Source organism: Rhodococcus gannanensis (assembly GCF_042681175.1).
GTDB classification, from domain to species: Bacteria; Actinomycetota; Actinomycetes; order Mycobacteriales; family Mycobacteriaceae; genus Rhodococcus_G; species Rhodococcus_G gannanensis.
The window spans coordinates 277465-294519 of sequence record NZ_JBHUFB010000009.1 but is presented as its reverse complement, the minus strand read 5'-3'; the positions used below and the strand labels follow the sequence as shown (position 1 = coordinate 294519).

General features: G+C 68.3%; 16 protein-coding genes. 12 read left to right on the top strand and 4 right to left on the bottom strand.

Translation table 11 applies throughout. From position 1 onward, the window contains the following. Positions 1–51: 51 nt before the first annotated feature. The 3 genes from ACFSJG_RS08135 to ACFSJG_RS08125 form a co-directional block, all read right to left on the bottom strand. Positions 52–1566: an MFS transporter gene (locus ACFSJG_RS08135; protein ID WP_378484697.1), complete on the bottom strand. Its 1515-nt coding sequence runs from the start codon at positions 1564–1566 to the stop codon at positions 52–54. Next, positions 1563–2498: a TauD/TfdA dioxygenase family protein gene (locus tag ACFSJG_RS08130; protein ID WP_378484696.1), complete on the bottom strand. Its 936-nt coding sequence runs from the start codon at positions 2496–2498 to the stop codon at positions 1563–1565. The genes ACFSJG_RS08135 and ACFSJG_RS08130 overlap by 4 nt, the downstream gene beginning before the upstream one ends. Positions 2499–2742: 244 nt before the next feature. Continuing rightward, a complete protein-coding gene (locus ACFSJG_RS08125; protein WP_378484695.1) occupies positions 2743–3348 on the bottom strand; it encodes a TetR/AcrR family transcriptional regulator in 606 nt (201 codons plus the stop codon). A gap of 63 nt (positions 3349–3411) precedes the next feature. Between ACFSJG_RS08125 and ACFSJG_RS08120 the strand changes: the two genes are divergently transcribed. The 4 genes from ACFSJG_RS08120 to ACFSJG_RS08105 all read left to right on the top strand — a co-directional run bounded on the left by ACFSJG_RS08120 (position 3412) and on the right by ACFSJG_RS08105 (position 6519). After that, a complete protein-coding gene (locus ACFSJG_RS08120; RefSeq protein ID WP_378484694.1) occupies positions 3412–3771 on the top strand; it encodes a YidH family protein in 360 nt (119 codons plus the stop codon). Further along, positions 3768–4073: a DUF202 domain-containing protein gene (locus ACFSJG_RS08115; RefSeq protein ID WP_378484693.1), complete on the top strand. Its 306-nt coding sequence runs from the start codon at positions 3768–3770 to the stop codon at positions 4071–4073. The genes ACFSJG_RS08120 and ACFSJG_RS08115 overlap by 4 nt, the downstream gene beginning before the upstream one ends. A gap of 179 nt (positions 4074–4252) precedes the next feature. Then, on the top strand, positions 4253–5776 hold the full coding sequence (locus ACFSJG_RS08110; RefSeq protein ID WP_378484692.1) for a class I adenylate-forming enzyme family protein: 1524 nt from the start codon (positions 4253–4255) through the stop codon (positions 5774–5776). Next, complete coding sequence (locus ACFSJG_RS08105; RefSeq protein WP_378484691.1) at positions 5773–6519, top strand: SDR family oxidoreductase; 747 nt, start codon at positions 5773–5775, stop codon at positions 6517–6519. Before ACFSJG_RS08110 ends, ACFSJG_RS08105 begins: the two co-directional genes overlap by 4 nt. Positions 6520–6581: 62 nt before the next feature. Here ACFSJG_RS08105 and ACFSJG_RS08100 read toward each other — a convergent pair whose 3' ends face one another. After that, positions 6582–7403 carry a glucose 1-dehydrogenase gene (locus tag ACFSJG_RS08100; RefSeq protein ID WP_378484690.1) on the bottom strand — a complete coding sequence of 274 codons (822 nt, stop codon included), beginning with the start codon at positions 7401–7403 and terminating at the stop codon, positions 6582–6584. A 123-nt stretch (positions 7404–7526) separates the two neighbouring features. On the opposite strand from ACFSJG_RS08100, the gene ACFSJG_RS08095 reads away from it, so the two are divergent. The 8 genes from ACFSJG_RS08095 (at position 7527) to ACFSJG_RS08060 (ending at position 17041) form a co-directional block, all read left to right on the top strand. Then, positions 7527–8336, top strand: coding sequence for an enoyl-CoA hydratase/isomerase family protein (locus ACFSJG_RS08095; protein WP_378484689.1), 810 nt, complete (start codon positions 7527–7529; stop codon positions 8334–8336). Between the two features lie 35 nt (positions 8337–8371). After that, positions 8372–9406: an LLM class F420-dependent oxidoreductase gene (locus tag ACFSJG_RS08090; protein WP_378484688.1), complete on the top strand. Its 1035-nt coding sequence runs from the start codon at positions 8372–8374 to the stop codon at positions 9404–9406. A 123-nt stretch (positions 9407–9529) separates the two neighbouring features. Beyond that, the gene (locus tag ACFSJG_RS08085; RefSeq protein WP_378484687.1) at positions 9530–11026 is read left to right on the top strand and encodes an acetyl-CoA acetyltransferase; all 1497 of its coding nucleotides are present in this window, start codon (positions 9530–9532) and stop codon (positions 11024–11026) included. A 131-nt stretch (positions 11027–11157) separates the two neighbouring features. After that, positions 11158–11472, top strand: a complete 315-nt coding sequence (locus tag ACFSJG_RS08080) for a hypothetical protein (protein WP_378484686.1) — start codon at positions 11158–11160, stop codon at positions 11470–11472. Continuing rightward, positions 11469–11933 (top strand): Zn-ribbon domain-containing OB-fold protein, encoded by a 465-nt coding sequence (locus tag ACFSJG_RS08075; RefSeq protein WP_378484685.1) that lies wholly within the window; start codon positions 11469–11471, stop codon positions 11931–11933. The genes ACFSJG_RS08080 and ACFSJG_RS08075 overlap by 4 nt, the downstream gene beginning before the upstream one ends. Then, the gene (locus tag ACFSJG_RS08070) at positions 11930–13114 is read left to right on the top strand and encodes a thiolase C-terminal domain-containing protein (RefSeq protein ID WP_378484684.1); all 1185 of its coding nucleotides are present in this window, start codon (positions 11930–11932) and stop codon (positions 13112–13114) included. Before ACFSJG_RS08075 ends, ACFSJG_RS08070 begins: the two co-directional genes overlap by 4 nt. Positions 13115–13155: 41 nt before the next feature. Beyond that, on the top strand, positions 13156–14598 hold the full coding sequence (locus ACFSJG_RS08065) for an aldehyde dehydrogenase (protein WP_378484683.1): 1443 nt from the start codon (positions 13156–13158) through the stop codon (positions 14596–14598). A gap of 31 nt (positions 14599–14629) precedes the next feature. After that, positions 14630–17041 carry a CaiB/BaiF CoA transferase family protein gene (locus ACFSJG_RS08060; protein WP_378484682.1) on the top strand — a complete coding sequence of 804 codons (2412 nt, stop codon included), beginning with the start codon at positions 14630–14632 and terminating at the stop codon, positions 17039–17041. The last annotated feature ends 14 nt before the right edge of the window (positions 17042–17055 follow it).

The following is a 17055-nucleotide window of genomic DNA, read 5'->3' as shown; positions in this document are numbered from 1 at the left end:
GCCGCGCTCCGATGTATGGGAGTGCGGCACCACCACCCCGCAATTCGGATGTCAGTGACTGCTCTCGAGCGCGACGATCTCGGGACGGTCGGACACGGTGCCGCCAGTCGCAGGGGCTCGACCGTGCTTCATCCGGAGCACGCTTACCACACCGACGAGGCAGACGAGGGCGAGGATCAGGTAGATGATCCGAAACCCGTCCATGTCGTACCAGACCATCGACGTCTTCGGGTCGACGCCCTGCACCGAGGACGTGAGAATCAAGCCGAAGACCGCGAGACTCAGCGAGCCCGACAGTTGTTCTGCTTGGAACTTCATGGAAGCGCCGATGCCCTGGGATGTCGCTGGCACCGCCTCGATCAGCATGTTGCCCGAGGACGCGTAATAGCAGCCCTGACCCGCCCCGAGCAGGAGACCGACCGCGACGACGGCTGCCACGTTGTCGACGATTCCGCTGGCCAGCAGCAGACATGCGAGCAGCCACGACACGCCACCGAGGGCGAACGGCAACCGCGGACCCCACCGGCGGCTGCACCAGCCGGCGAGGGGACCCGTGAGCGCACCCGTCAGACCGAAGGGCACACCGAGGTAGAGCGCGTACTTCAGTGCAGTCAGGCCCATTCCCATCGCGTCCGACCCCGGTTCGGAGGTCGCACGCAACATCTGCGGGAGGATGCCGTTGCCGGCCGCGACAGCGGCGCCGAGGAGAGCGCACACCGCCAGCGTCGTCCACACGGGGGGATGAGCGAGCAGCCGGAACGAAATCAAGGGCTCGGCGGTACGCCGTTCGACGACATAGAAGACGCCCAGTACCAGGACGCCGACGACTGCCGCCGCCCACCTGTGACTGTCGAAGGTCGCGGCGTACATGAGGAGCCCGACCCCGACACCGAGAAGGGCTGCGCCGGTGTAGTCCACGCGATGGCGGGTTCGGACGGTCGTTTCGGGTACGAACAGCGCCACCAGCAGCGCGGTGACGGCCACGTACACCAGCAGGAACACGAAGGTGGCCTGCCATCCGCTGTTGTCGATCAGCCAGCCGCCGAGCAGTGGGCCCAGCAACCCGGATACCCCGAACCCCAGGCCGATGCCGCCGATGCCGATCGGGACGAAGCGTGGGGGAAGCAGGTCACGGATCAGCCCGTAGGTGATGACGGACCCGATCATGCCGATTCCCTGGACTGTGCGACCGAGGAGAAGTACCTCGAAGGTGGGCGCGAAGATGCAGATGACGGCACCGACAGCGACGGCCACCGACGCGGTGAGGAGGATCTTCTTCTTGCCGTACCTGTCACCCAGTTTGGCGAAGACCGGGACGACGACGGCACCCACCAACAGTCCGAGCGCGAAGACGATGCTGACGCTGGTGACGCCGTAGTGCGCCGCAATGTTCGGTAGTGCCGGCGCAACCATGTTGAACTCGAACGCGAAGACCTCCGCCAGCAGAACGAGGAGGACGACGATCACGATCGATCGGCGGCTCGACAGTTCGGCTGAGGGCGCGGGTTCTTGTTCTTGCCTCGCGTCCGCGATCGCACGGTCGGTAGGGGCCGATTCCGTGGTCATGACAGCACACCGAGAGGGCGCTCTCCGACCACCGAGATGCGCTCCATCACCCGGCGCGCCGGGAAGTAGTCACTGGTGGCGTAGTGCTGGCAGGACCGGTTGTCCCACACAGCGATCGTGTCGGGTTGCCACCTGAGTCGGACCTGGAACTCGGGACGCTGGATGTGCCGGTACAACCCGTCGAGCAGTGCGCTCGACTCCTCTTCGGTGACCCCGAGGATGCGCTTCGTGAAGAGTGCGTTGACGAACAAGACGCGGCGTCCGGTTTCCGGGATCACCCGAATCACGGGATGCTCGATGGGGGGATGGCTCGCGAGGAACCCGTCGCGAACATCGTCCTGCATGTACGAGCCGAAGGTGTCCACCCAGTGGTGTTCGGCGTGTGCCGTGTCGAGGCGCTCCTTGACGTCGTCCGTGAGGGCGTCGTAGGCGGCGCCCATGTCCGCCCACAGTGTGTCGCCGCCAACCTCCGGAATCTCGACTGCTCTGAGAACAGCTGCTCTCGAGGGAGTTTCAAGGAAAGTAACGTCATTGTGCCAGTTGTTCTCGTATCCCGGGCTTCCGGTTCCCCTGGCCAGGGTGGAAACATCCTTCGCCGACTGGCCGGGCTGCGCGAAGCGGAAGAAGGGGTGGAGTTCGATCTCGCCGAACCGGGCGGCGAACTCCCGATGCTCGTCGCGCGTGATGTGCTGGTCCCGGAAGAAAAGGACCTTCCATTCCAACAGTGCCCGTCCGATTTCGGCGAACGACTCCTCGTCGACGGAGCCGAGGTCGATCCCGGTGATCTCGGCTCCGATCGTCGGGGTCACCGCGCGTACGGTGATCCGATTGTAGGTCTGGGGGCCGAACGAGTCCGGTGAGCGACGGGACACGATGGGACCCAGTCCCACGGCCGCCATGGCGGGTGTTGTCACCGAGTGCTGACGCAACATGAGAGGTTTCCTTCCAAGAGAATCCGTGTATGACGAAGAACCAGGCGGTGTGCCCTGGTCGAATGACGAAGGGTCCGGGGTAACAGGAGAGCCGAAACGACATACCTGTGCGCCTCCTGTGGTTGACAGGCATGCGTCGGACAGTCTCGGTCGCCCGCGTGAGCAGAATGCGCTGCGGTGCAGAGGTATCGGCTTGACGGCGTGGCCGAGCCGAACCGGGTCGTTGTGTGGGTGCGGTTCGCGACTACTGGCGTCGCGCTGACGCCGGGGCCTCGAGCAGCCCGACTCCAGAGTCGATGAGATCGGCGATCCTGTCGGAAAGGTCGTCGATTTCGTTGTCAGGAACTTCCATTCGTGCGATGGCGACGGCCGTCAGGTGGGCCAGGTTCATCGCGCGGTTGCGGGCAGTGCGTTCCGGAAGATCGCAGTACTCCACGATCAGGTTGATCACGTCACGGGCACTGTCGGCATGGAAGTGCTTGTAGATCATGTCGGCAAGTCGCGGATCATTCATGCACTGCACGAGAAAGCGTGCCCAGTAACTGTTTTCGCGATAGATGGTTTCCTGTGCGAATGGCAGGACGAGTGCTTCGACCAGGGCTCGCAGAGTCGGCGGGTTCGAGGTGCGTTCGAGCATTGCTCGTCGTTCCTCGTTGATCCTCGGCATCCGTCTTTCTACGACCGCTTCTACGAGTCCTGTCTTGGAGCCGAAATGGTACTGCGCAGCAACGCGATTGGACTGTCCAGCTTTGGTGTGAACCTGACGCAGCGTCATCGCTGCGATCCCGTCCTCGGCGATCAACTCTTCGGCGGCATCGATCATGCGTTCCCGCGATGTGAGCTGCGTCATGATCGAAAATGTAAAGGCATTAGGATTAAAAGTCAACGATGCTTTGGGGCGAGGGTGAATGACGTGAGTGGTGCAGGTAGGTGGCCGCAGTGGGTCTATCGAGAGGGCGAGGATCCCGACTACCGATTCAGCTTCGCCAACGAGCGAACCTTTCTGGCGTGGATCAGAACTGCGTTCGCGCTGCTGACTGCGGGAGCGGCGCTGGAGGTCGTCGATCTGGCACTGCCCGAGGTTGCGCGACGTTCGTTGGGGCTTCTCCTTGTGTGCACGGGCATCGCGGTGGCCGTGGCCTCGTGGCTACGGTGGGCCAGGGCAGAGGCCGCAATCCGGCGCGGTGAGGCGCTTCCGTCGTTCCGGTTCGGCCTCGTTTTCGCCACGGTCACGGTCGTTGCTGCCCTGATCGTTCTGCCGGCCACCTGGTGAGCACGGATTCGGGCCTGGCGAACGAGAGGACCGCGCTGGCGTGGCAGCGGACAGCGTTGTCTGTGGTGGTCGGGACGGCGGTCATCACGCGCCTGGTGGGATTGACGTCGGGATTCATGTGGGTCGCGTTTCTCGTTGGAGTCACGCTGCTGGTGGCATGGGCTCTCGCAATGAGTCGAGTGCGGTGCCTCCGCGTCTCCGACTCCCGGCGCGGAGCTGCACGCAGCGGACTTCCGTCGCTGATGCTTGCCGGTGTCGTGTGTTTAGTCGGAGTGGGTGAGTTGATCGTCGTCCTCGTCTGACGGCGATGCTCTTGACGAGATGTGGACGGGGGCAGGCCTCCTGTTCGAGGCTTGTGCAGATAACCAAATGGCATTAGGTTAAGAGGGTGTGACGTGGGACACCCATCGTTGCCATCACCCCTGTCCTGCGCGGCTACGGCCGGACGAATCGTCCGTAGCAATCCCCCGGGAGGCCTGCCATGAGCGGAACCGTGATCGACGCACTCACCTACTGGGCGCGAACCGTCCCCGACCAGCCGGCGATCGACTTCGCCGGCGACGTCGTGACCTACCGCGAACTCGACACCTGGGCGGACGGCGTCGCCCACGATCTCGCCGCGCGCGGCGTCACTGCCGGGGATCGCGTCAGCTACCTCGGCGTCAACTCCCTGGAGTGGTGCGTAGCCGCGCTCGGCGCGATGAAGGTGGGCGCGATCTCGGCCCCGTTCAACCAGCGGATGCTGGCTGGTGAGCTGACCGTGCTGGTCGACGACTGCGAACCGACCGTCGTGTACTGCGACGCGGCGCTGCGCTCACGGCTCGACGAGGTGCACGCCGAGCGTCCCACGTTCCAGGTCGCGGACTTCGATGCGGACGTCCGCCCCCTGCGTGGCATCACGCACTCGCCCTTCCGTACCCCGCTGTCGGATCAGTCCGACGCCACCGCGATCGTGTTCACCAGCGGCACCACCGGCAAGCCGAAGGGTGTCGTGTTCACACACGCCACGATCGCAGGCGAGATGCACGAGTGGTCGCTGATGGAGCCGATCGAACAGAACAAGTTGCGTCCGCTGCTCGTGCTCCCCCTCTTCACCGCCGCAGGAATCATCTGGGGCATCTCGCGCACCGTCCTGCACGGCGGCACGTTGCTGCTGCAGCCCGGCTTCGACCCCGAGGCGGCGTTGCGGGTGATGAAGGACAGCCGCGCCACCACCCTGACCGGGCCGCCGATCCTGTTCGAGCAGATCTCCCGGGTTCCCGGCTTCGACGGCGCGGACCTGAGCCACCTGACCACCGCCCACGTCGGCGGTGCCCGGGTGCCGTCGGCACTGGTCGGCACCTGGCTGGCCCGCGGGGTCCAGCTGCGGCAGATCTACGGGCAGACCGAGATCGGTGGATCGGCGACCGCGATGCCCCGGCACGAGGCGGCCGACCACCCCGACAAGTGTGGCTTCGGTGGCATCTTCACCAAGATCCGCGTCGTCGACGCCGACGGGAACGACTGTGCCCCCGGTGAGGTCGGACAGATCCTGCTGCGGGGGCCGGGCATGATGCCCGGCTACTGGCGCAACGAGGACGCCACCCGCGCCGCGCTGATCGACGGCTGGCTGCATACCGGTGATCTCGGCAAGCTCGACGAGAACGGCTACCTCACGTTCGTGGATCGGCTCAAGGACATGATCATCTCCGGCGGACTGAACATCTCGCCTGCGGAGATCGAGCAGGTCGTGAACAGGATGCCCGGCGTGGAGGAGGTCGCCGTCATCAGCGTCCCCGACGAGAAGTTCGGCGAGACCCCGGCCGCCATCGTGAAGAAGGTCGAGGGGCTGACCGAGCGCGACATCGTCGAGCACTGCAACCAGCACCTCGCCGACTACAAGGTTCCGCGGTACGTGGTCTTCGTGGACGAGGGCCTTCCGCGGATGGCCAGCGGCAAGATCTCCAAGCGCGACCTTCGCGAGACGTATTCCGATGTGCCGCAGACCTACCCGAAGGTGCGGTGACCGGCGTGACGCAGCAGCAACGGGTCGCGGTGGTGACGGGCGGCGGCCGGGGGATCGGTGCCGCGATCTCTCGGCGACTCGCGGCCGACGGATTCGCCGTCGCGGTGAACTACTCGTCCAGTGCGGCGGACGCGCAGGACGTCGTGGACAAGATCGTGGCGGCGGGCGGCCGGGCGGCGGCGATACGCGCGGACGTCTCCGACGCGGCGCAGGCCGAGGAGCTGATCGCCGCGACCACCTCCGCGCTCGGTGCGCCGACGGTGCTGGTGAACAACGCGGGCATGAACATCGCCGGTTCGGCGCGCAAGCAGTCGCCGGCGGACTGGGACCGGGTGATCGGCGTCAACCTCAGCGGCGCCTTCTACTGCACGCACGCAGCGCTGCCCGCGATGTACGAGAGTGGTTGGGGTCGCGTGGTGTTCGTCAACAGCCCGTCCGGAGGCCGGCGCCCGTCCCCGGGGATGAGCGCCTACGCCGCCGCGAAGGCCGGGCTGGTCGGCATGACCCGCACGATGGCCTTGGAGGTCGCCCGCCGCGGCATCACCGTCAACACCGTCATGCCCGGCTTCGTGGAGACCGACATCATCGCCTCCGGCGGAGAGACCGCCGTCGAGAACCTCGCCGCGCACTGGCCGAGAATCCCCGCCGAGTCCATCGCGTCGACGGTGTCGTTCCTGGTCAGCGAGGACGGCAGGCACGTCTCCGGTGAAGAGGTCGGCGTCTGGCTCGGCGGCCCGGTGTAAGCAGCTCCGCTGCCTGTGCGCACTTCTGGTAGCCAGGACTACCAAAAGTGCGCACAGGTGCGTCAGTGCCTGGCGGCGTCGGCCTCGGCGCGGTAGTTGCCTGGCCACGCCTTGCCGAGGGTGAGTCCGCCGTCGACGACGACGTTCTGCCCGGTCACGAACGAGGCGTCGTCGGAGACCAGGTAGGCGATGGCGCCGGCGATGTCCTCGCCCTCGCCGGCCCGGGGGACCGGCTGGAACGATGCCAGTCCCTTGCGGACGGCGGCCACGCTGGCGTCCAGGGCGTCGCCTTCCAGTCCGGCGCCGTGCCCGGTGATCCGCGTCGCCACTCCGCCGGGGGTGACGGCGTTGACCCGCACCCCGAACTCCGCCAGTTCCCGCGCAGCGCTTCGGGTCATCTGCAGTACGGCGGCCTTTGCCGCGCCGTAGGGGTGCGGGCCGAAGCCGGTGCGTACCCCGGCTACCGAGGACACGTTCACGACGGTGCCGAAGCCCTGCTCGCGCATCACCCGGGCGGCGTGCTTGGTGCCGAGGAAGGCGCTGCGGGCGAGTACGGCGAACGACGCGTCCCACTCGTCGGCGGTGGTGTCCGTGACGTACGTCCACGCACCGACCCGGCCCGCGTTGTTCACCATCGCGTCGAGGCGTCCGAAGTGTTCGGTCGCCGCGCGTACCGCACCCGCGACGTCGTCCTCCCGGGTGACGTCGGTGTGGACGTAGACGGCGTGTTCACCCAGGCCCGCTGCGACGGCCTCGCCTCGTTCGTTGTCGATGTCGGTGACGACCACCCGCGCGCCGCGCGCTGCCAGGAGTGTGCATGTCGCAGCGCCGATTCCGCTCGCTCCGCCGGTCACCACCGCAACCTTGCCGTGTAGCTCCGTCATGTGTGTCGAGTCCTTTCCTCGATGACCGATCTTGAGGTATTAACCTAAAGGCATTAGCTTGATATGTCGACGGTCACATTGCGAGACGGTGGCTGTCGGAACCACACGAGGGGAAGGCCCCGAATGTCCGAACTGATCCAGACCGAGCGCCCGCGGCCGGGCGTACTGCTGATCCGCCTCAACCGCGCGGACGCCCTGAACGCGATGAACGTCGAACTCGTCGAGGCGCTGCACGCGGTGCTGGCGAGCGTCCGGCACGACTCCGAGACCCGGGCGATCGTCCTCACCGGGAACGGTCGGGCCTTCTGCGCGGGAATCGATCTGCGCGGCTACGGCACCCCGCCCGGCGCCACCGAGGGCGAGGGGCGCGCGCAGGCGGGCATGCGCGTCCAGCAGCACATCGCCTCCCTGGTCGAGGCGTTCCGCGGCGCAAGGCCGCCCGTCGTCGCGGCGATCAACGGTGCCGCTGCCGGCGGCGGCATGGCGCTGGCCCTCATGGCCGACGTCCGGATCATGGCCGAGGGAGCGGCGCTGCACGCGTCCTTCATCAACCGTGGGCAGTCCAGCTGCGACATCGGCGTCAGCTGGCTGCTACCGCGGATGATCGGATTCTCCAGGGCCGCAGAGATTCTCCTCACCGGGCGACCCGTCGACGCCGCCGAATGCGAGCGCGTCGGCATCGTGTCCTCGGTGCATCCGGCCGAGCGGCTGCTCGACACGGCACTCGACACCGCGGAGAACATCGCGCGCAACAGCCCGTTCGGCGTGTGGATGACCAAGGAGGTGATGTGGTCCAACCTCGAGGTCCCCAGCCTGCGCGCCGCGATCGATCTGGAGAACCGGACCCAGATCCTCGCCGCCATGACCAAGGACCACCGGGAGGCCGTCCACTCGTTCCTCGAGAAGCGCCCTCCCGTGTATCGGAACCACTGAAGAACAACGACTGTGACGAACGGAAGGTGGCGGCGATGAAGGTCGGCGTGATGGCCGGGTACTGGGGATCGGGACCGCCGAAGCGGATGGAGCAGACCGTCGCGGAGGCCGAGGCGCTCGGTGTGGACAGCTTCTGGACGGCCGAGTCCTACGGGTCCGATGCACTGACCCCACTGGCCTGGTGGGGCGCGCGGACCTCGACCATCGCCCTCGGCACCTCGGTGTGCCAGATGTCGGCGCGCACGCCCACGGCACTGGCGATGGCGGCGCAGACGCTCGACCACCTCAGCGGTGGTCGCGTGATCCTCGGCATCGGTGCGTCGGGCCCGCAGGTCGTCGAGGGCTGGTACGGCCAGCCGTATCCGCGCCCGCTCGAACGCACCCGCGAGTACATCTCGATCATGCGGGCGGTGTGGGCCCGGGACGAGCCGGTGACCTTCGACGGGAGGCACTACCAGCTGCCGTACCAGGGCGGCACCGGTCTGGGGAAGCCGCTCAAGTCGATCGTGCATCCGCTCCGCCGCGACATCCCGATCTACATGGGTGCCGAGGGCCCGAAGAACGTCGCGCTGGCCGCCGAGATCGCGGACGGCTGGACGCCGTTGTGGTTCTCTCCGAAGACCGACGACTTCTACCGCGCCGCGCTCGCCGAGGGCTTCGCCCGCCAGGGCGCCCGTCGCACAGCCGACGACTTCGAGATCGCCAACGTCTGCTGGCTCGTCGAGGACGACGACGTCGAGCGCGCGGCGTCCCGTCTCAAGCCGGTGGTCGCGTTGTACGCAGGAGGCATGGGCGCCAAGGACGCGAACTTCCACAACGACGTGTTCGTCCGGATGGGGTGGGGTGACGCGTGCGCCGAGATCCAGGATCTCTACCTGAAGGGCCGGGCCGACCTGGCCGCGCAGGCCGTCCCGACCGCGATGGTCGAGGACGTGGCCCTCGTCGGCCCGGCCGACAAGATCTGCGAGGACATCGAGAGGCGCTGGAAGCCGACCTGCCTCACCACCCTGATCCTGGGCGGCTGGCCGCGCCCCGAGAACAGGGAGAAGATCCTCGATGCCATCCGTTGATGCAGCTCCGCCGCTGTGAGTGGTTTTCACCCCAACCGGGGTGAAACCACGCACAGGCGCGGGAGCGCACTGCAGTAACCTAAAGAAGTTAGTTGAACCCGTGCGAGATCTGGATGGTGCCCGTTGTCTGCCCACACTGCCCCGCTCGACCCCCGCACGCCCGTCCTGGTCGGCGGCGGCCAGATCAACGACCGCGACGGCGGCCGCGAGCCGGTCGACCTGATCGCCGACGCCGCGCATCGGGCGGCGGCCGAGGCGGGCAGCGTCAGGCTGCTCGAACTCGTCGACTCCGTCCGCATCGTCGGCCTGCTGTCGTGGAAGTACCGCGACCCCGGCGCGCTCGTCGGGGAGCGGATCGGGGCTGCGCCCCGGCACACCGCCTACACCGGCAGCGGAGGAAGCACGCCGCAGGTGCTCGTGAACATGGCGGCCGAGGACATCGCGGCCGGCCGGTCCGACGTCGTCCTCATCGGTGGTGCCGAGTCGTGGCGCACCCGAATGAAACTGCGCGCACAGGGGATTCGCCCGGACTGGACCGTGCAGGACGACTCCGTGCCGAAGGCGGCATTGGTGGTCGACGAGGTTCCGATGCGGTCGGAGACGGAGATGCGTGCCGTCATCGACCGGCCCGCGTACGTCTACCCGCTGTTCGAGCAGGCGCTGCGGATCGCGTCGGGGCGGACCGTTGCCGAGCACCGCGACGCGATCGGTGCCCTGTGGTCCGGCTTCAGCAAGGTCGCGGCGACGAATCCGCACGCCTGGACGCAGCGCGAGTACACCGCGGACGAGATCGTCACCCCGTCCCCGGACAACCGGTGGATCGTCTCGCCGTACACCAAGCTGCTCAACTCGAACAACATGGTCGAGCAGGGTGCGGCGTTGCTGCTCTGCTCGGTGGAGACCGCGACCCGGCTCGGCATCCCCCGCGAGAACTGGGTGTTTCCGCAGTCGGGAACCGAGTCGCACGACACCTACGACATCGCCGAGCGCGGCGCGCTCGACCGGTCGCCGGCCATCCAGATCGCCGGTGCCCGCGCACTCGACCTGGCGGGCATCGGCGTCGACGACCTCGCACACGTCGACGTCTACTCCTGCTTCCCGTCCGCGGTCCAGGTCGCGGCGCGTGAGCTGGGGCTTCCCCTCGGCGATCCCGGCCGGCCGCTGACGCTCACCGGCGGTCTCACCTTCGCCGGCGGGCCGTGGAACAACTACAGCACGCACGCCATCGCGACCATGGCCACCCGACTGCGGGAGTCGCCCGGCAGCTACGGACTGGTCACCGCCAACAGCGGGTACCTCACCAAGCACGCCTTCGGGGTGTACCGCACCGAGCCGCCCACCGGCGGGTTCCGCCGCGAGGACGTGCAGGCGACGGTGGACCGCGAGCCGACCGTTCGCGCGCACCCGACCTACGCCGGTCCGGCGACGGCCGAGTCGTGGGCGGTCCTGTACGACCGGTCGGGGGAGCCGGAGCGCGGCTTCCTCGCGGCCCGTACCCCCGACGGTGGTCGGACGCTCGCGTCGACCACGGACACCGAGGCTCTCGACCTACTGCTCGCCGCCGATGATGCAGGTCAGGGTGTTGTCGTCGCGGAGGACGGTGGTTTCGGGTTCGTGTGAGCCCTTCCCTTCGCAGGTGGGTCCTCGGGCACCCATTGACGCGTCGTTACCTAAAGGCATAAGGTAAATCGCATACCGGCGCATCGCGCCGAACCGGCGCCTCGGGCGCACGTGGATCAAGGAGAACTCGAATGTCTGCAGAGGACTTTCGGACGCTGTACGAGCGTCACGTCGGGTATGTCGTCTCGGGAAACATGAAGGCCGCACTCGCCGACATGGTTCAGGAGAACATCCCGGCCGTCTTCGACGGAGTGTCGGTGCCGCGCGGCGCCGTCAACGCCTTCGAGATCAAGGACGTTCGCGCCGAGGGTGACCGGCAGATCGGCGAAACGGTGTACGACACCCCCGAGGGTGTCATCGGCCTCCGTTCCATCTGGGAGCTCCACGACGGACAGTGGAAAGCCGCTGCGCTGGAGAACTTCCCGGCCGCCGGAGCGACGGCGTGAGCGGCGCCGCTACCGACGGCGTGAGCGGCACCGCCGCGGTCGAATTCCCCTGGGGCCCCGCGCCGGACGGTCTCGACCAGCCGTACTGGGACGGTCTGCTCGCCGGTGAACTGCGGCTGCAGCGTTGCGGCAACTGTGCCGAGTGGATCTGGGGCCCGCAGTGGATCTGCGCCACCTGCCACACCTTCGACCCCGGATGGGAGACGGTGGAGGCGGTGGGCGCCGTGTACAGCTGGGCGCGCAGCCACTACCCGTTCATCACAGAACTCGCCGAGCGCATCCCCTACGTGACCGTCCTCGTCGAACTTCCGGGAGCCGGAAACCGCAGGGTCCTCGGCATTCTCACCGGCGACGACACCGACGTCCGGATCGGCGACCCGGTGGTCGGGCACATCGAACTCGACGAGGGCGCGACGTGGCCGCTGCTGCGGTGGCGTCGACGCGAAGGAGCACAGGCATGAGCGGGATCTCCATGCGCGGCGCGGCCGCGGTCGTGGGCGTGTCCGAGCTGCACTACAAGCGCGGTGAGGCCCCGCACGGCGAGTTGCGGATGACTCTCGAGGCGATCGTGGCCGCCTGTGCCGACGCCGGCATCTCGCCGCGTGAGCTCGACGGCTTCGTCTCCTACGCGGGCGGCGGACACGACGGCGCGATCATCGGCGGCGCCCTCGGCGTCGACGACGTGCGCTGGTCGAACATGATGTGGGGCGGGGGCGGCGGCACCGTCGCCGCCGCCGTCAACAACGCGGCCGTTGCTATCGCCGCCGGTCAGGCCGAGTGCGTCATCGTCTACCGTTCGATGGCGCAGGAGGACACCGGTCGCCTCGGGTACGCCAAGTACTTCTACGGCTCGCACTACCTCGCGCACGGCATCGGATCTCCTGCCCAGGTGTGTGCCCTGCGCACGCAGCGGCTGCTCGAGCACGACGGCGTGCCTCGTGAGGCGATGCGGGCACTGGTGCTCGCCGCGTACGGGCACGCGCAGAACAACCCGACCGCCGCCGGGTACGGCCGGCCCCTCGACGAGGCAACCTACGATGCGTCCCGGATGATCGCCGAGCCGTTCCACCTGTTCGACTGCTCCCGCGAGAACGACGGCGCCGTGGCGCTGGTGCTGGTCTCCGCCGAGCGGGCGAAGAGCATGCGACCCGACGCCGCCTACGTGCTCGCCGGTGCGCAGGGCGCACCTGGCGGCTACTCGTCGATCATCGACAACGACGACCTCTACACCACCGCCGGGTTCGCCGGCCGTCCCGGTCGGCCGGGTGTCGCCGAACGGCTCTGGACTGCTGCGGGTCTCGGCCCTGACGACGTGGACGTCGTGCAGGTGTACGAGAACTTCAGCGGGCCGGCGGTCGCCGCGCTCATCGATCACGGGCTGGTCCCGACCGGTCCCGCTGCGGGCGATGTCCTCACCGTCGACAACCTCACGGCGGGAATCGGCAAGCTGCCGGTCAACACCAGCGGCGGCAACATCGCCGACTCGTTCGTCAACGGGATGGGCCTGGCCGTGGAGGCGGTCCGGCAGATTCGCGGCACCTCCACCAACCCGGTCGAGGGCGCACGGACGTCGCTGTTCATCGGTGGCCCGATGGCGCCGGTCGTCAGTTCGACGCTGTTCGGCCACCAAGACGCCCTGTAGACGACGCAGCCACCCGTAGACGACGCAGCCAAAGGATCGACATGGACATCTCCCTGGACCGGCGCACCCTGTTCATCGACGGCGAGTGGGTGACCCCGCAGTCCGACGCCACGTTCGACGTCATCGAGGCTGCAACCGAGAAGGTGCTCGGCACAACAGCTCTCGCTTCCACCTCCGACATCGATGCGGCTGTGGCGTCCGCGCGCCGTGGCCTGGCAACCTGGCGGGCACTGGAAGCCGCGGACCGCGCCGACCACCTGGACCGGTTCGCGGCGGCGCTCAAGGCACGCGCCAAACAGACGGCTGCGCTCACCACCAGGGAGAACGGCATGCCGATCTCCCTGTCCATCGGTGCCAACGGCTTCGCGCCGAGCATGATGGTCGGCTACTACGCGAATCTCATCCGTCGGACGGCGTCGGACGACGTGCGGCCCAGCGCACTCGGGGGACGCACCGTGGTGCGGCGTGAGCCGGTCGGCGTCGTCGCCGCGATCACCCCGTGGAACTACCCGCAGTCGCTCGCTGCGATGAAGATCGCGCCCGCCCTGGCCGCCGGCTGCACCGTCGTGCTCAAGCCGGCACCCGAAACCGCTCTGGACGCCTTCGTGTTCGCCGACGCCGCTGCCGAAGCAGGGCTTCCCGCCGGTGTCGTCAACGTCGTCCCCGCCGGACGCGAGGTGAGCGCCTACCTGGTGGAGCACCCCGGTGTCGACAAGGTGGCGTTCACCGGCTCCACACCGGCGGGGCGCGCGATCGGCGCGACGTGCGGCCGGTTGCTGCGCCCGGTGACCCTGGAACTCGGCGGAAAGTCTGCGTCGATCGTCCTCGAGGACGCGGACCTCGATGTCTTCGCGGAGAACATCCTCGGGGTGTCCCTGCCGAACAACGGTCAGACGTGCCACGCCGGCACCCGTATCCTCGCGCCGCGAAGCCGCTACGCCGAGGTCGTCGACGCGGTGACCGAGACGGTGCGTGCCCTGCGGATCGGTGACCCGCTCGACAGGTCCACCCAGATCGGGCCGCTGGTCAGCGCCGCGCAGCGCGACCGGGTGCTCGGCTACATCGACATCGGACGGGGCGACGGGTACCGCGTCACCACCGGTGGCACTGTGCCTGCCGATCAACCCACCGGCTGGTATGTCGCACCCACCGTCTTCGAGGGCGTCGACAACTCTGCCCGCATCGCGCAGGAGGAGATCTTCGGTCCCGTCCTGACGATCACGCCCTATGGCGACGAGGACGAGGCTGTCGCCATCGCCAACGACTCCGAGTACGGCCTCGGCGGCACCGTCTGGACCACCGACGAGGAGCGCGGGCTGGCGATCGCCGACCGGATCCACAGCGGCACGGTCGGAGTCAACCACTACGCCCTCGACTTCGACGCGCCGTTCGGCGGTGTCAAGGCGTCCGGTCTGGGTCGTGAACTCGGCCCGGAGGGCATCGCGCCCTACTACGACAGCAAGTCGATCTACTTCTGGTCCTGAGCGACTCGACCTTCTGCGAACGGAGCGCACGATGACCCTTCCGCTGTACGGCGTCCGCGTCCTGGACCTCACCGACGGCCTCGGCGAATCCGCGGGGCGCTACCTCGCCGACCTCGGCGCCGAGGTGATCCGTGTCGAGGTCCCCGGCGGATCGCGTTCGCGGGCAACGGAACCGGTCGTCGACGGCGTGAGCATCCCGTTCGCGCTGCGCAACGCCAACAAGCTCGGCGTCGTCCTCGACCTGGACGACGACGCGGGCCGAGCCCGACTTCGGGAGCTCGCGTCGAGTGCGGACATCCTGATCGAGTCGCAGCGCCCCGGACGGCTGGCCGATCGGGGTGTCGGACCGGACGAGGTCCGGTCGCTGGCACCGGAGTTGGTGTGGGTGTCGGTCACCGGATTCGGCCAGACCGGACCGTACCGCGACTGGATCGCCACCGAGCCCGTGCTGTACGCGCTGTCCGGGGTGCTGTCCCGGTCCGGTGCGCCTGGGGCCGAACCGCTGCTGCCGCCGGCCGGTCTCGTCGAGGAGAGCGTGGGCGCGCACGTCGCGTGGGCGGCGCTGTTGGCGTACCACCGCAGGCTGGCGAGTGGGCGTGGCGACACCGTCGACCTGTCCGCCTTCGAGGCGATCGTGCACGGCTTCGATCCCGGATTCGGTGCGCAGGGGTCCGCTGCGGCGGGAAGGTCTGAGGACTTTCCGCGGGGTCGTCCCGACGCGGCGAACTTCTATCCGGTCTTCCCGTGCAAGGACGGACACGTCCGGATCTGCCTGCTCGCCAAGCGGCAGTGGCGCGGAATGTTCGAATGGCTCGGTGAACCCGCGCAATTCGCGGATCCGAAGTACGACACGATTCCCGCCCGGTTCGCTGCGGCGGACACCCTGCACCCCCTGATCGAGGACCTGTTCGCCTCGTACACCCAGGCCGAGCTGGTGGCCGAAGGTTCGCGTCGGGGTGTCCCGGTCGGTGGCGTGCACACCCTCGCGGAGGTGTTGACCACCGAGCACTTCGCGGCGTCGGGTTCCCTGGTGGATGCCGAGATCGCGCCCGGGCTCCACGCTCGCGTCCCGTCCGGATACGTCAGCGTGGCCGGCGAGCGTGCCGGAATCCGCGCGCGGGCGCCCAAGCTCGGTGAGCACGACGGCCGGGCCTTCGCGCCCCGGAGCCCACTGCCGAGCGGAAGCGCCGATCCGTCCGAAGCACCGCTGGCTGGTCTGCGCGTCCTCGATCTCGGTGTGATCGTGTTCGGCGCCGAGCTCAGCCGGCAGTTCGCGGACTACGGCGCCGACGTGATCAAGATCGAGAACGCCAACTTCCCGGACGGCCTGCGCCAGTCCAAGCGCGGTGCGGCGCTCGCGGCGTCTGTTGCCTGGGGACACCGCAACAAGCGCAGCCTCGGTATCGACTTGCGCAGCTCCGACGGTGCCCACATCTTCCGCCGTCTGGTGGAGAGCGCCGACGTGGTTCTCGCCAACTTCAAACCGGGAACGCTGGCCTCGATGGGCTTCTCCTACGAGAGCCTGGCGGAGATCAACCCGCGGATCGTGGTGTCCGAGTCGAGCTCGTTCGGCAGTACCGGACCGTGGCGCACCCGCCTTGGCTACGGACCCCTGGTGCGCGCGTCGTGCGGTGTGTCGGCGCTGTGGCGCTACCCCGACAACGCGGAGCTGCTGTGCGACGGGCAGACGGTGTACCCCGACCACATCGCGGCACACGTGGCTGCGGTCGCCGTGCTCGCCGCACTGATCGACCGTCGCCGGACGGGACGCGGGACGAATCTCGAGATCGCCCAGGCGGACACGGCACTGGTCCAGCTCGGAACGCAGCTCGTCACCGAGGGCCTGCTACCAGGCACGGTCACCGCTCCCGGAAACACCGACCCGTACGCGGCGCCGAGCGGCGTGTACGCCTGCGCGGGTGACGACGAGTGGTGTGTCGTCACTGTCCGCGACGACGACGAGTGGGCCGCGCTGTGCTCGGCTCTGGACCGACGGGATCTGTTGGAGGACAGCAGGTTCTCCACGGCAGCGCAACGCGTCGCCCATCGAGCCGAGGCGGATGCACTGGTGGCAGCGTGGCTGCGGGATCGGGACCGGCTCGAGGCGGCGGCGACACTCCAGGCCGCGGGCGTTCCGGCGGGCGCGATGGTGCGCCTGCCGGAACTGCTCACCGATCCGCACCTGACCGCGCGGCACACCTACACAACCATCGGTCACGATCTGCTGGCCGCCGATCTGCCCGCGACCGCTCGTGTTGCGGTGTTCGGCGAGATCGACGACCCGCCGGCCCGGCAGGCCCCACTCGCGGGCGAGCAGAGCCGGCAGATCTGCACCGAACTGCTCGGCATGGAGGATGCCGAGGTCGACGAGTTGGTGCGTTCCGGCGTACTGCAGCCGTCGGCCGCGGACCCCGCACTGCGGTCGGCGGTCACCGCCGGGTAGCGCGCGTATTCGGT

Excerpts from the sequence above, each read along its gene's own strand:
- ACFSJG_RS08135 (WP_378484697.1), bottom strand. The coding sequence starts at position 1,566 with ATGACCACGGAATCGGCCCCTACCGACCGTGCGATCGCGGACGCGAGG.
- ACFSJG_RS08130 (WP_378484696.1), bottom strand. The coding sequence starts at position 2,498 with ATGTTGCGTCAGCACTCGGTGACAACACCCGCCATGGCGGCCGTGGGA.
- ACFSJG_RS08125 (WP_378484695.1), bottom strand. The coding sequence starts at position 3,348 with ATGACGCAGCTCACATCGCGGGAACGCATGATCGATGCCGCCGAAGAG.
- ACFSJG_RS08110 (WP_378484692.1), top strand. The coding sequence starts at position 4,253 with ATGAGCGGAACCGTGATCGACGCACTCACCTACTGGGCGCGAACCGTC.
- ACFSJG_RS08100 (WP_378484690.1), bottom strand. The coding sequence starts at position 7,403 with ATGACGGAGCTACACGGCAAGGTTGCGGTGGTGACCGGCGGAGCGAGC.
- ACFSJG_RS08095 (WP_378484689.1), top strand. The coding sequence starts at position 7,527 with ATGTCCGAACTGATCCAGACCGAGCGCCCGCGGCCGGGCGTACTGCTG.
- ACFSJG_RS08090 (WP_378484688.1), top strand. The coding sequence starts at position 8,372 with ATGAAGGTCGGCGTGATGGCCGGGTACTGGGGATCGGGACCGCCGAAG.
- ACFSJG_RS08080 (WP_378484686.1), top strand. The coding sequence starts at position 11,158 with ATGTCTGCAGAGGACTTTCGGACGCTGTACGAGCGTCACGTCGGGTAT.
- ACFSJG_RS08070 (WP_378484684.1), top strand. The coding sequence starts at position 11,930 with ATGAGCGGGATCTCCATGCGCGGCGCGGCCGCGGTCGTGGGCGTGTCC.
- ACFSJG_RS08065 (WP_378484683.1), top strand. The coding sequence starts at position 13,156 with ATGGACATCTCCCTGGACCGGCGCACCCTGTTCATCGACGGCGAGTGG.
- ACFSJG_RS08060 (WP_378484682.1), top strand. The coding sequence starts at position 14,630 with ATGACCCTTCCGCTGTACGGCGTCCGCGTCCTGGACCTCACCGACGGC.